The following is a 13441-nucleotide window of genomic DNA, read 5'->3' on the forward strand; positions in this document are numbered from 1 at the left end:
GCGACCAGCGCTTCCAGACGCTGTGCCCACTGGTCACGCTCTTCCTGCAGTTGAGTGTTGGTCTGGCGCAGCTGCTCCAGCTCTTCGCCCTGGCCTGTCTTGGCTTCGGTCAGGCGCTGGTTCTCTTCCTTCAGCTCTTCGACTTCCATCTTCAGCATCTCGATGCTGTCGATGGCCTGGCCGACTTTCTGCTCAAGTTGGGTAAAGAGTTCGGTGCTCATGCTATCTCCTTGTCGAGTCACGGTCGTGGCCCGAGGGGGTTCGTTGAGGGCGGTAAAGGTATGCGGTAAATGCTGGTGCGATGAATATCGGCCATGTCGGGAATCCTTGCCGGATGGCGCAGCGATACCCGCCTGCAGGCAGACTACGACGCCGCCTGAGTCGACACAAGTGGGAAGGTGGCTCAGGCGGGCGGATGGCGCCGATACAGGCGGCCATGACTGTCGCCGGCACGGCTTTCCCGGTGCAGCTGCCAGTTGGCGGGCACCACGGGGTCGAGACCGGATTCCACTTCCAGATAGATCATGGCGTCATCGCTCAGCCAGCCATGCGCTTCGAGCAGCGCGCAGCTCGCGGCGGCCAGCTCGAGCCGGAAGGGCGGATCGAGCAGCACCAGATCCATGCCGCCTGCAGCGGGAGTGGCCGTCTCGAGCCAGTGCAGGACATCGCCGGTCACCACCTGTGTTGGCAGGCTGTCGCCGTTGGAGAGGGTCGCGAGATTGGCCTCGAGCGCACGCGCGACGCGGCTGTCGCGCTCCACGAAGGTGACATGCGCCGCCTCACGCGACAGCGCCTCGAGGCCCAGCGCGCCGCTGCCGGCATAGAGGTCAAGCACGCGGGCGCCGCCGACATGAAAGCCCAGCCAGTTGTAGAGCGTCTCACGCACGCGGTCGGGCGTCGGGCGCAGGCCCGGTGCGTCGATCACGTTGAGCAGGCGGCGCTTGAAGCGCCCGCCGATGATGCGCAGGCGACCTGGCCCGCCGGCGGCCTGGCCACGCTTGCCGCTCTGTTTGTCAGCGCGCGAGGGCGCGTTGGATTTGCCCCGTGCGGGGCCTTGGGAGGATGCGCGTTTTTTCATGCCGCGAGTCTAGCATGTGCGACGCCGGATGCCGCGCGGTGCGTACCTTCAGCCCCGAAGGGATGGTAGGATGACGCCACTTTCACGAGTTCAGGACTGTCTCGCCATGTTCGGTTTTTTCAAGCGCAAGAAACACAAGGCTCAGGAGCAGAAAGCCTCCGAGCAGCAGGCCCTCGAGCAACAGGCTCTTGAACAGACACAAGACGCCACGCCCCACGAGCAAGCCGATGCCGAGCAGGCAGCGCGGCTCGAGGCGAAGCGTCTCGAGGCCGAGAAGGTAGAGGCAGAGCGCCTTGCCGGTGAAGAGGCGGCTCGGGTCGAGGCTCAGAAGGCCGAAGAGCAGCAGGCCGAGGCTCAGAAGCTCGAAGAGCAGAAGGCCGAAGCTGAAGCCGAGCGCCGCGCCTCTGAGCAGGCGGCTGCCGATCAGGCCGCCAGGGCCGAAGCCGAGCGCATCGCCCAGGAGCGCGCAGCGCAGGAGCAGGCCGCTCAGGAGCAGGCCGCCCGAGACGAAGCCGAGCGTATCGCCCAGGAGCAGGCCGCTGCAGAACGCGTCGCCGCCGAAAAGGCCGCCCGTGAAGAGGCGGAACGTCTGGCTGCCGAGCAGGCCGCCCAGGCAGAGGCCGAGCGCATCGCTGCCGAACAGGCCGCTCAGGCCCGTGCGGAAGAAGCCGCCAGTGAAGCGCGTGCCGAAGAGGCGCGTATCGCGGCTCGCGAGGAAGAAGAGCGTCAGGCCGCCGCGCAGCTGGCCGCCATCGAGGCCGAAGAGCAGGCCGCGCTGGAACAGGCTCGCCAGGAAGAAGAAGCACGTGCCGCCGAGGCTGCCGCCGCTGGCGCAGACGTCGTGGTCGAGGATGACGCTGCGCGTGATACGGCCCGCGATGGTCGGGAAAAGCCGCGTCGTGGCTTCTTCGCGCGCATCAAGGCCGGTCTTGGCAAGACACGCGCCAATCTGACCGAGGGCGTCGCCAGCCTGTTCCTCGGCAAGAAGCAGATCGATGATGAGCTGATGGAAGACCTCGAGACCCAGCTGCTGATGGCAGACGTGGGCATCGAGGCGACCACCGAGATCATCGACAACCTGACCGCGCGTATCTCGCGCAAGGAATTGAAGGAGCCGCAGGCGCTCTACGAAGCGCTGCAGGAAGAGCTGCGCGTGATGCTGGCGCCGGTCGCCAAGGACCTGGAGCTGCCGCCCAAGGGCAGCGGTCCCTTCGTGATCCTGATGATCGGCGTCAACGGCGTCGGCAAGACCACCACCATCGGCAAGCTGGCCAAGCGCTATCAGAGCCAGGGCCGCAGCGTGATGCTGGCGGCGGGCGATACCTTCCGCGCCGCGGCGGTGGAGCAGCTCAAGGTGTGGGGCGAGCGCAACAAGGTGCCGGTCATCGCTCAGCATACCGGCGCCGACAGTGCCTCGGTCATCTATGACGCCCTGGAAGCCGCCAAGGCGCGTAACGTCGATATCCTGATCGCCGATACCGCGGGCCGCCTGCACAACAAGAGCCACCTGATGGAAGAGCTCAAGAAGGTGCAGCGCGTGATGGCCAAGCTGGATGTGTCCGCGCCCCACGAGGTGATGCTGGTGCTGGATGCCGGTACCGGCCAGAACGCGCTGTCACAGGCCTCCACCTTCCATGAAGCGGTCAACATCACGGGCCTTACGCTGACCAAGCTGGATGGGACCGCCAAGGGCGGCATCATCTTCGCGCTGGCCAAGCAGCTCAATCTGCCGATCCGCTATATCGGTGTCGGGGAAGGTGTCGATGACCTGCGTCCCTTCGCGGCTGATGACTTCGTCAGTGCCCTGTTTGCACGTGCTGGCGATGAGGCAAGCGAAGAGGCCAACGCCGAGTCGCGCGAGGCATGATTGCCTTCGAGCATGTCGGCAAGCGCTATGGAGGGCGCTTCGATGCACTGGCCGGGCTCGACTTCAGGGTCGAGCGTGGCGAGATGGTCTTTCTGACAGGCCATTCCGGTGCCGGCAAGAGCTCGTTGCTCAAGCTGATCATGCTCCTCGAGCGCCCCTCGCGTGGGCGCATTCTGGTGGCGGGGCACGATATCGGGCGACTGCATACCTCCCAGGTGCCGTATTACCGCCGCCAGATCGGCGTGGTCTTCCAGGACCACCAGCTGCTGACCGACCGCAACATCTTCCACAACGTGGCCCTGCCGCTGATGATCCAGGGGGTTCCGCCGCGTGAACAGGCGCGGCGAGTGCGGGCGGCGCTCGACAAGGTCGGCCTTCTGCATCGTGAGAAGGCGCTGCCGATCGAGCTGTCCGGTGGTGAGCAGCAGCGGGTCGGCATCGCGCGCGCCGTGGTCAACAAGCCCGCGCTGCTGCTGGCTGATGAGCCGACCGGCAATCTGGATCCGGCACTGTCCGCCGACATCATGCGTCTGTTCGAGGACTTCAATCGCATCGGTACCACGGTGATGATTGCCAGCCACGATCTGGCGCTGATTGCCCGCCTGCACCATCGCACGCTGGAGCTGTCCGATGGTCGTCTGATCGCCGACAAGGATGCCCGATGAGCCCCCCGCGTTCCCGCAACGAGTCTCCCTCTTCTTCACGCGAGCGTGGCCAGCCCCGCGCCGAGACGCGTACCCGCAAGGCCGCCGCGCAGGCGCCTGAATCACCGGAGGCCGCCGAGCGTGCGGCGCGCAAGGGTGCGCGCTCCAGTCGTGTCTCGGTCGAGAGCCGCTACCGCAGCTGGCTGCGTCATCACGCTGCCATGGCGCGCGACAGCGCACGCCGCCTGCTGGTCGCGCCCATCGCCAGCCTGCTGACCATGCTGGCCATCGCCATCGCACTGACGTTGCCGGCGGCGCTGTGGCTGGCACTGGACAGCGCACGCCTGCTCGACAATGAGCTCAATGACAGCGCCCAGCTCACCCTCTATCTCGAGACCTCGGTCGACGAGAGCCAGGCGCTGACGCTGTCGGACTCGCTGCGCGATGCCGCCGGTGTCGGGGGAGTGCGCCTGATCACCGCCGCCGAGGGCATGCAGGAATTCGCCCAGGCGCTGGACCTCAAGCGCTCGCTGAGTCTGCTGGATGACAACCCCCTGCCGGCCAGCATCGTCATCACGCCGCTGGACACCACGCCGGAGTCCGTCCGCGCCCTGGCCACGCGCCTCGAGGGCGAGCCGGGTGTCGCCAGCGCACGTCTGGATCTGGCCTGGCTCGAGCGTCTGCGCCAATTGGGTGAGCTGGGTCAGAAAGTGACGCTGGGACTCGCGTTACTCTTCGGGCTGGGCGTGTTGCTGGTGGTGGGCAATACCATCCGCCTGTCCGTGGAGAGTCGCCGCCAGGAGATCGAGGTCGTGACCCTGATCGGGGCGACCCACGCCTTCGTGCGGCGTCCCTTCCTCTACAGCGGTGCCTGGTACGGTCTGGGAGGAGGGCTGCTGGCCTGCGGAATCCTGGCACTTGGCGGCAACTGGCTGGCGGCACCCGTGACGGCCCTTGTACAAAGTTATGGCGGCAACTATGTGTTGCCCGCGCTGGGCGTTGCAGGGGGTGCCACGCTGCTGTTTTCGAGTACAATATTGGGCTGGATAGGGGCCTGGATCGCGGTCGGACGTCATCTGGCGAGTATTTCTCCGCGCTGATTCCGATTATTTTTCGCGGTTTTCAGCCAGTATTTCTGCCCAGGAAGGTCAAAAGTTACGTTCCGACAACATTCCTGTCGGGCGTCAGTGAAGGGGGCTGGTGGGCGGTTAAACGCACCACACACCCGACAGCGTTACGAAGTGCTACTCGTCATGACAATTGTACACGCCATGTACAGCTATTGACGGGAACCTGTCCCACCCTTCACAGTCTCACTACTTGCATGCGTGTTAGGCAACCATGGAGACATCTGCACTATGAGCACCAGTCTTCAGCCACTTGGCCACCTGTCACCGGGTCAAGATCTAAACGGCTATATTCAGTCGGTGAACCGTATCGCTGTGCTTACTGCCGAAGAAGAGCATGAGCTGGCCCTGCGGTTGCATGAAGAGAATCATCTGGAGTCGGCCCGTCGACTCGTCATGTCGCACCTGCGCTTCGTCGTGCATATCGCGCGCAGCTACAGCGGCTATGGCTTGCAGCAGGCGGACCTGATCCAGGAAGGTAACGTCGGCCTGATGAAGGCGGTCAAGCGTTTCGACCCGCATCAGGGCGTACGCCTCGTCTCCTTTGCCGTGCATTGGATCAAGGCCGAGATTCACGAGTTCGTGCTGCGCAACTGGCGCATCGTGAAGGTCGCGACCACCAAGGCTCAGCGCAAGCTGTTCTTCAACCTGCGTGGCGCCAAGAAGCGTCTTGCCTGGTTGAACAACGATGAAGTGGATGCCATCGCGGGCGATCTGGACGTCAAACCTGCCGTAGTGCGTGAGATGGAAAGCCGTCTCTCCGCCCATGATGCAGGCTTCGACGCCGGCCCCAGCGACGACGAGAGCTCTGCCTATCAGGCGCCGGCCAACTATCTGGAAGATCACAGCCTCGATCCGGCTGCCCAGGTGGAACAGCAGGACCTGGAAGACGATTCCCACGGTCGTCTGCTCAAGGCGCTGGCGGCACTGGATGAGCGCTCACGCGACATCCTCCAGCAGCGTTGGCTGAGCGACAACAAGTCGACTCTGCACGAGCTTGCTGACATCTATGGCGTCTCTGCCGAGCGTATCCGTCAGCTCGAGAAGAACGCGATGAAGAAGCTGCGTGAATCGATGGGTGACATGAGCGAAGGCTTCGCTGCCTGAGCTTGATGACCCCATGACATGAGCCCGCGATTTTCAGGCTCGCTGTCACGTGAAAATGCCCCGCCGGGTTTCCCGGCGGGGCATTTTCGTTGAGGGAGAGTGGATCCCGAGGAATCCGTCGTTATTGGTTGAACACTGCAACACAATGTTTCATTCTGTCACACTAAGACATGAAACATTTCTACTGGTGACCCCGTGGACCCGACCTCCTCGCACGTCAATGGCACACATTCGCTGTGGCGAATCTTTGGGCTCAATGCAGCCTTGATGGTGGTATTGGGTGGCCTGTTTCTGGCCAGCCAATGGTTTGATGTGCGTGAACAGGAAATGCGTCGCCTGGAGCTGCTGGATACCCAGCTGCATATCTCCACCGAGCAGCTGATCGCCAATGTCTCGCGCGAGATGATGGTGCTGGAGCGCGTGTTGAGCAGCGAAGGCAAGGAGCTGTGGCGTGGCTCGCTGGATAGCGCGCTGGGCCGTCATCCCTCTCTGGTCTCGCTGATGGTGGTGCCGTTTGCCGATTACCGCGGCAGCAGCCTGCGTCAGATCGGCGTGGGGCGCAGTTGCAGCTGGCAGCTGACCCAGCCGGAAGCCCAGGCGCTGCCCGGGCGCAGCAGCCTGCTGTTCGGCTCGGCACTGCCGCTGGCATCCGGTCAGCCGGGCTTGCCGTTCTACCGTCACATGGATATCGAAGGCATGTCCTGGTTGCTGATCGGCTGCCTGGATTTCTCCGAGTCACGCAGCCTGCTGGCCAACCCGAATTCCGATGATGGGCAGCGCCTGCGCCTGTTTTCCACCAACGGTCTGCTGCTGTTCTCGAGCCCCCAGGAGCATGCGCTGGGCGTGACCGGCAAGCTGCCGCTGTCCTCGATGGCCAACATGGGCAAGTACATCTCCGAGCGTGGTGTGCGTCGCTATCATGTGCCGGGCTTTGACGGCCGGCCGCGCATGGCGGCGGGCAGCTATATCGCACCGCTCAAGCTGTTCAGCGTCGTGAGTCAGCCACTCTCCAGCCTGTGGTGGCTGTGGTGGAATCGTATCTGGTTCGGCATGCTGCTCGGCGGCATCTTCCTGGTCGTGCTGGTGGTCGTGGTGGCGCGTGCCGAGCGCAAGCGCGCTGAGCGCCACGATGAGCTGGAGGGCGCACTCGAGTCGATGACGGCGCGCTCTCGCACCCTGGTGACGCTGATGGATAACCTGCCGGGCGTGGTGTATCGCATCGAGGTCAACACCGGTGTGCTGACCTTCATCAGCAACGGCTCGGCCGAGCTGTTCGGTCGCTCGGCCGAATCACTGGTCGGCGCCGGCATCACCCTGACCGAGCTGATCCATCAGGAAGACCGCCAGTCCGTCAGCGCCGCTCGCCACTGGGCGATGTGCGCGCAGATGCGCCATGAGCAGGTCTTCCGCATCATCGCTGACCATGAGCGTTGGGTGCTGGACCGCAGCGTGATGATCGAGGGCGAGGATGGCGTGCGCTACTGGGAAGGCCTGCTGCTCGACATCAGTGCGCACAAGGAATCCGAGCGTCAGCTCGATTTCCTGGCGCGCCATGACGCCCTGACGGGGCTCTATAACCGCAAGGCCTTCATGGCGGCGGCCGACGAGCGCGTCGCGGCGGGTGGCTTGATGATCTACGCCGATATCGACCGTTTCTCGACCGTCAATGATGGTCTGGGCCATGAAGCCGGTGACCAGCTGCTGGTCGCGGTCGGCGAGCGTCTGCGTCGTCTGCTGCCACCGGGTGGTCTGGTGGCACGTCTGGGGGCCGATGAGTTCGGTCTCTACCTGCCGCATGGCAATGATGATCCGGCGCAGGTGGTGGAAGAGATCCAGCAGAAGGTCGAGCGTCCCTTCACGATTCTGGGGCGCCCGCTGATCGTCAGCCTGACCGCCGGCTATGTGCTGTCCGAGACCAATGGCGATGCCCAGGCGCTGATGCTGAATGCCGATGTGGCGCTCTATCACGCCAAGTCGCGCGGCGATCATGCGCTGCGCTGGGAGTCCTCGCTGGACAAGCATGTCGCCTCGCGCATGACGCTGGAGCAGGATCTGCGTCAGGCCATCGGCAGCGAGCAGCTCTATCTGCATTACCAGCCGCAGCTGGATAGCCACGGTGAGCTGCAGGGTGTCGAGGCGCTGCTGCGCTGGCAGCATCCGGAGCTGGGCATGATCTCGCCGGCCCAGTTCATTCCGCTGGCCGAAGAGACCGGTCTGATCTTCCGTCTCGGACGGTTCGTGCTCGAGGAAGCCTGTGCCCAGATGGTGCGCTGGCAGGACGCCGGCCTTCACATGCCGCGCATGGCGGTCAATCTGTCGGCGCGCCAGCTGACCTCGGGCTACGAGAATGAAGTCTTCGGCGTGCTGGAAAGCCAGAAGCTGTCGCCGACGCGGCTGGAAGTCGAGGTGACCGAGACGCTGCTGATCCAGGACATGGAAGGGGGGCTTGCGGTGCTCGGCGCGCTGCGCGAGCTGGGCGTGCGTGTGGCGCTGGATGACTTCGGGCAGGGCTATTCGTCGCTGTCCTATCTGTCATCCCTGCCGCTGGATGTGCTCAAGGTCGACCGCAGCTTCGTGATGAAGATGGATGCTGTCGCCGGCTCTGACGGTGGTATCCGCTGCCCCAATCAGCAGGCCATCCAGCTGGTCGGTGCCGTGATCAGCCTGGGGCACTCGCTGGGCCATGAGATCGTCGCCGAGGGAGTCGAGACGGACGTGCAGTTCGAGGAGCTCAAGCGACTGGGCTGCGACACCTATCAGGGCTACCTGCTGGCGCGGCCGATGTCCGCCGAGGCCATACTGGAGCGCTTCAGCGTCAACGCCTGAGGTGCCGTCCGTGCAGTCCGACCCCATCCCACCCCACCCGGTGGTGACATGAGAAGGCCTGACCCAGAAAGAACGCCCCGCCTGCAATGACTGCAGGCGGGGCGTTCTTTTTGGTGTGGCGCATGCGCGCGAGACAAACCCCTCAGACGGCAATGCGCTCCTGACTGCTCAGCAGCAGGTCGCGGCTCAGCAGCTGCCACTGGTCTTCCCAGTGCTCGGTCGGGCGCTTGCGATAGTCGCTGCGCACGTACTGGCCGATACGACCTTCCGCACACGCCAGCAGCAGGTTGGCCGCTGCCGTGACGGTGATGGCCGGTCGCAGTCCTTCGCGAGGCTCGGCTTCGCGCAGTACCTGCTTGATCTGCGTCTCGAGGCGCTCGAACAGCTGCGCCATGCGCGTGCGCAGGCGTGCCGTCTCGCCGGTGAGGGCATCACCATTGAGGAGGCGACACAGCCCCGGGTTCTTCTCGGCAAAGCCCAGCAGCAGGCTCAGGATGTGATGCACCCTGGCATGCGCGGTGTCGTTGTCCTGAATGATCAGCGCGATACGCTCGAACAGCGTGCTCTCGATGAATTCGATCAGTCCTTCGAACATGCGTGCCTTGCTGGGGAAGTGACGATAGAGCGCCGCCTCCGAGACACCGACCTGTCGTGCCAGTGCTGCAGTCGTGATGCGTTTGCCGCTGTCCTCTTCCAGCATCAGAGCGAGTGCCTGGAGGATCTGTTCGCGACGTGATTGTTTTGGATTCGCCTGCGTCATGGAATCTTGTCGTTTATCGCGGCCTGCAGCAGTGTGCTACGGGCGGGTCCGTGTCCTGAGGCATGTCGCTTGCCTCGCGCGAAACACCGGGGCCGAGCCCCGGCTTGTCACCTTACGCCTTGTCAGTGTCCGCTTCCGCGTTGCTGATCAACGTGCCGACCCCGGCATTGGTGAAGATTTCCAGCAGGGTCGCATGTGGCACGCGGCCATCGATGATGTGGGCACTGCGCACGCCTTGCTTCACGGCGTCCAGTGCACAGCTGATCTTGGGCAGCATGCCACCGTAGATGGTGCCATCCTCGATCAGGCCATCCACCGCCTCGGTGGTCAGGCCGGTCATGACTTCGCCTTGTGCGTTCATCAGGCCAGCCACGTTGGTCAGCAGCATCAATTTCTCCGCGCCCAGTGCCTCGGCGACCTTGCCGGCGACCAGGTCGGCATTGATATTGTAGCTGCGACCCTCGGCATCGACCCCGATGGGCGCGATGACGGGAATGAAATCGTTGCGTGTCAGCAGTTCGATCAGGTCCGTGGAGACATGCTCGACTTCACCGACATGACCAATGTCGATGATTTCAGAGGCATTCATGCCCGGCGTCTGGCCGCTGACCTTGAGCTGGCGGGCGCGAATCTGGCCGCTGTCCTTGCCGGTCAGGCCGATGGCCTTGCCGCCGCTCTGGTTGATCAGGTTGACGATGCCCTTGTTGACCAGGCCGCCCAGCACCATCTCGACCACGTCCATGGTTTCGGAATCCGTGACGCGCATGCCATCGACGAAGCGCGATTCGATGTTCAGCTTCTCGAGCAGCGCGCCGATCTGCGGGCCGCCGCCATGCACGACCACCGGATTGATGCCGACTTCCTTCATCAACACCATGTCGCGAGCGAAGGAGTCGATCAAGGCTTCTTCGGTCATGGCGTTGCCGCCGTACTTGACCACCACGGTCTTGCCCGAGAACTGCTGGATATAGGGCAGGGCTTCGGACAGGACCTCGACCACCTGATGCGGGTCGCGGTTGGCGTGGCTCATCAGCGTATCACTCCACAGAAAATGGTCCGGAAAGAGAGTCCGGACACTGTCACTCGAAACGGTCTTTCAGCACGCGCGGTGCGCGCTGTCATGCAAATCGGTTGCTTCAGGCACCTGATGCGCCCGGATGAGCGGCTGCAGTGCCTGGCAAGGCGAGGGCGGCGATCAAGCGGCAGACCGCCGCCCCCGTTGCGGCTCATGCCATCCTGTCGATGGCGAGCGAGTGCGGGATCAGAACGGTGCCTGGATGCTCGGCTCGGCCTGCTTCAGCGCGGCGCGGAAGCTGTCCTTGATGCGCTCCAGTGCGGCTTCCGACTTGCCTTCGAAGCGCAGCACCAGCATCGGCGTGGTGTTGGAGGCGCGGCACAGGCCCCAGCCATCGGCGTAGTCGACACGAATGCCGTCCAGCGTGGTCTTGACGCCGTCGCTGCCGAAGTCGCCTTCACTGGCCAGTCGCTCGACGATAGCGAACTTGTTCTCGTCGGTCACTTCCACATTGATCTCGGGGGTGCCGAGGTCCTGCGGGAAGCGGGCGAAGAAGGTGTCGGCATCGACATCCTGCTTGGCGAGGATTTCCAGCAGGCGCGCAGCGCCGTAGATGCCGTCATCGAAGCCGAACCAGCGCTCCTTGAAGAAGATGTGGCCGCTCATCTCGCCGGCCAGTGCTGCGCCGGTTTCCTTCATGCGTGCCTTGATCAGCGAGTGGCCGGTGCGCCACATTTCCGGCGTGCCGCCGGCTTTCTCGATCACGGTCGCCAGGTTGCCGGTGCACTTGACGTCGAAGATGATGCGCGCGCCCGGCACGCGTTCGATCAGGTCTTCCGACAGCGCCATCATCAGGCGGTCCGGGTAGAGGATCTCGCCCTTGGGCGTCACGACGCCGAGGCGGTCGCCGTCACCATCAAAGGCCAGACCGATGTCCGCGCCGGTTTCCTGCATGGTCTTGATCAGGTCCTGCAGGTTTTCCGGCTTGCCCGGATCCGGGTGGTGATTCGGGAAGTTGCCGTCGATCTCGTCGAACAGCGGCACGGTGTCGACGCCCAGGCGACGGATCAGCTCCGGGCCCAGCTCGCCGGCCACGCCGTTGCCGCAATCGACCACGGCCTTGAGCGGACGCTTGACGACCACATCACCGGTTATCTGCTCCAGATAGCGCTCACGCACGTCCTCTTCACGCAGGCTGCCTTCGCCTTGCGCCAGATCGCCTTCCTGCAGGCGACGATAGAGGTCGGTGATGGTGTCGCCGGACAGGGTCTCACCGGCCAGCACGATCTTCAGGCCGTTGTAGTTGGCCGGGTTGTGGCTGCCGGTCAGCATCACGCCGGAGCGGGTGCCTTCCAGGATATTGGTGGCGTAGTAGAGCACCGGTGTCGGCACCATGCCGATGTCGACGACATCACGGCCGGCATCACGCAGGCCCGCGATCAGCGCCTTGGACAGGCGCGGGCCGGAGAGACGGCCGTCACGCGCGACCACGACGGTGGATTCACCGCGTGCCGCGGCTTCGCTGCCGATGGATTGGCCGATGGCGCGCACGCCGTCTTCGGTGAGGGTCTCATCCACGATGCCACGGATATCGTAGGCGCGGAAAATTGAAGCGGGTACCTGACTCATGGTGCATCCCTGTCGGTTGAATCAATCGTGAAGTCGCTTGAGGCGTCATGCGTCTCGAACGCTATCGCTGCATGACGATCAGTGTGGAAACCTGCATGGCTTCCTTGTGACCGGAAGCCCGGCAGCCGACGCAAGCCTGCCGCTCGGCTGCCCTCTGGCATGACGGGTCAATCAGTGGCGACCGGAGTGGCCGAAGCCGCCTTCGCCGCGCTGGCTGGCCTCGAATTCAGAGACTTCCACCAGCTCCGCCTGTACCACTGGCACTAGCACGTACTGTGCCAGACGCTCGCCGGGTTCCAGCACGAACTCGCTCTCGCCGCGGTTCCAGACCGAGATCATCAGTTCGCCCTGGTAGTCGGAGTCGATCAGGCCGACCAGATTGCCCAGCACGATGCCGTGTTTGTGCCCCAGACCGGAGCGCGGCAGGATCATGCCGGCCAGTGCGGGGTCGGCGATGTGGATCGCCAGCCCGGTGCGCACCAGCTCACAGGCGCCCGGCGCCAATGTCAGCGGCGCGTCGAGCAGTGCGCGCAGGTCCATGCCGGCGCTGCCGGGAGTGGCGTGATGCGGCAGCGGGTAATCGCGAACGCGCTCGTCGAGAATCTTGAGTTCGAGCCGGGGGCGGGTCATCTAGGGTGCTTCCTGATCGTCGGTGACAGTCGGTGTAACGGTCTGGATGGCAGGGTCGAGGCTGACCCTGTGCTGATGGAGTGCCAGGGCGCGCTTCAGAATCGCGCGCGCCAGTTCCGTCTTGGGACAGGCCGCGATGGCCTGTTCGTGTTGCGTGTTCGTGTTCTGATCGAGCGGCTGCCACAGCAGGGTGGCGGCATTGCTGTCACTGCCGAAGCCAAGGCCCGGCGTGCTCACATCATTGGCGACGATCATGTCGAGCTGTTTACGTGCAAGCTTATCGCGTGCATAGCGCAGCACATCGCGGGTCTCGGCGGCGAAGCCGATCACCAGTGGCGCCCGCTGACCGGCGGCGCGGCGTGCCTGCGTCTGGGCGGCGATACCGGCGATGATGTCCGGATTGCGGGTCAGCGTGACCTGCATCTGCTCCTCGCCCGACTGCTTCTTGAGCTTGTGGTCGGCGACCGTGGCCGGGCGGAAGTCGGCGACTGCCGCGCAGCCGATGAAGAGGTCGCTCTCGCTGGCGGCTGCCTCGGCGGCGGCCTGCATGTCCAGCGCGGATTCGACATCGATGCGCTCGACGCCAGCCGGGGTCGCCAGCGCCACCGGGCCACTGATCAGGCGCACGCTGGCGCCCAGCGCCGCGGCCTCGGCGGCCAGCGCATAGCCCATCTTGCCGGAGCTGTGATTGCTCAGATAGCGCACCGGGTCCAGCGGCTCGCGGGTCGGGCCGGCGGTGATGGTCACCGTCAGGCCTG

12 protein-coding genes are annotated in these 13441 nt (G+C 64.3%); 5 read left to right on the plus strand and 7 right to left on the minus strand.

The features are described 5' to 3' along the window. Both zapB and rsmD read right to left on the minus strand, forming a co-directional pair. On the minus strand, window positions 1–221 hold a 221-nt coding region (gene zapB, locus AC4FAH_RS01915), incomplete at its 3' end, for a cell division protein ZapB (RefSeq protein WP_490245588.1). 182 nt (window positions 222–403) lie between these two features. Continuing rightward, window positions 404–1078, minus strand: coding sequence for a 16S rRNA (guanine(966)-N(2))-methyltransferase RsmD (rsmD, locus tag AC4FAH_RS01920; protein WP_490245589.1), 675 nt, complete (start codon window positions 1076–1078; stop codon window positions 404–406). Between the two features lie 451 nt (window positions 1079–1529). On the opposite strand from rsmD, the gene ftsY reads away from it, so the two are divergent. From ftsY to AC4FAH_RS01945, 5 genes are all read left to right on the plus strand, one after another. Then, entirely contained in the window at window positions 1530–2945 is a 1416-nt protein-coding gene (gene ftsY, locus AC4FAH_RS01925) for a signal recognition particle-docking protein FtsY (protein WP_404813692.1), read from the plus strand. Next, window positions 2942–3610, plus strand: coding sequence for a cell division ATP-binding protein FtsE (gene ftsE / locus AC4FAH_RS01930; protein WP_043336289.1), 669 nt, complete (start codon window positions 2942–2944; stop codon window positions 3608–3610). Before ftsY ends, ftsE begins: the two co-directional genes overlap by 4 nt. Beyond that, window positions 3607–4689: a permease-like cell division protein FtsX gene (gene ftsX, locus AC4FAH_RS01935; protein WP_225347357.1), complete on the plus strand. Its 1083-nt coding sequence runs from the start codon at window positions 3607–3609 to the stop codon at window positions 4687–4689. Before ftsE ends, ftsX begins: the two co-directional genes overlap by 4 nt. 258 nt (window positions 4690–4947) lie before the next feature. Beyond that, the gene (gene rpoH / locus AC4FAH_RS01940) at window positions 4948–5823 is read left to right on the plus strand and encodes an RNA polymerase sigma factor RpoH (RefSeq protein ID WP_043336284.1); all 876 of its coding nucleotides are present in this window, start codon (window positions 4948–4950) and stop codon (window positions 5821–5823) included. 267 nt (window positions 5824–6090) lie between these two features. Beyond that, window positions 6091–8649, plus strand: a complete 2559-nt coding sequence (locus tag AC4FAH_RS01945) for a putative bifunctional diguanylate cyclase/phosphodiesterase (protein ID WP_490245590.1) — start codon at window positions 6091–6093, stop codon at window positions 8647–8649. Between the two features lie 142 nt (window positions 8650–8791). Here the strand turns inward: AC4FAH_RS01945 and slmA are convergent, their stop codons facing one another. From slmA to AC4FAH_RS01970, 5 genes are all read right to left on the minus strand, one after another. After that, complete coding sequence (slmA, locus tag AC4FAH_RS01950; protein ID WP_043336281.1) at window positions 8792–9409, minus strand: nucleoid occlusion factor SlmA; 618 nt, start codon at window positions 9407–9409, stop codon at window positions 8792–8794. Window positions 9410–9521: 112 nt separating this feature from the next. Further along, complete coding sequence (gene argB, locus AC4FAH_RS01955) at window positions 9522–10439, minus strand: acetylglutamate kinase (protein WP_043336279.1); 918 nt, start codon at window positions 10437–10439, stop codon at window positions 9522–9524. Window positions 10440–10670: 231 nt separating this feature from the next. After that, entirely contained in the window at window positions 10671–12053 is a 1383-nt protein-coding gene (locus AC4FAH_RS01960) for a phosphomannomutase/phosphoglucomutase (RefSeq protein WP_054556539.1), read from the minus strand. Between the two features lie 171 nt (window positions 12054–12224). Continuing rightward, window positions 12225–12683, minus strand: coding sequence for a dUTP diphosphatase (gene dut / locus AC4FAH_RS01965; RefSeq protein WP_043336274.1), 459 nt, complete (start codon window positions 12681–12683; stop codon window positions 12225–12227). Beyond that, on the minus strand, window positions 12684–13441 hold a 758-nt coding region (locus AC4FAH_RS01970), incomplete at its 5' end, for a phosphopantothenoylcysteine decarboxylase domain-containing protein (protein ID WP_490245591.1).

The sequence above is a fragment of the Cobetia sp. genome (assembly GCF_983723665.1).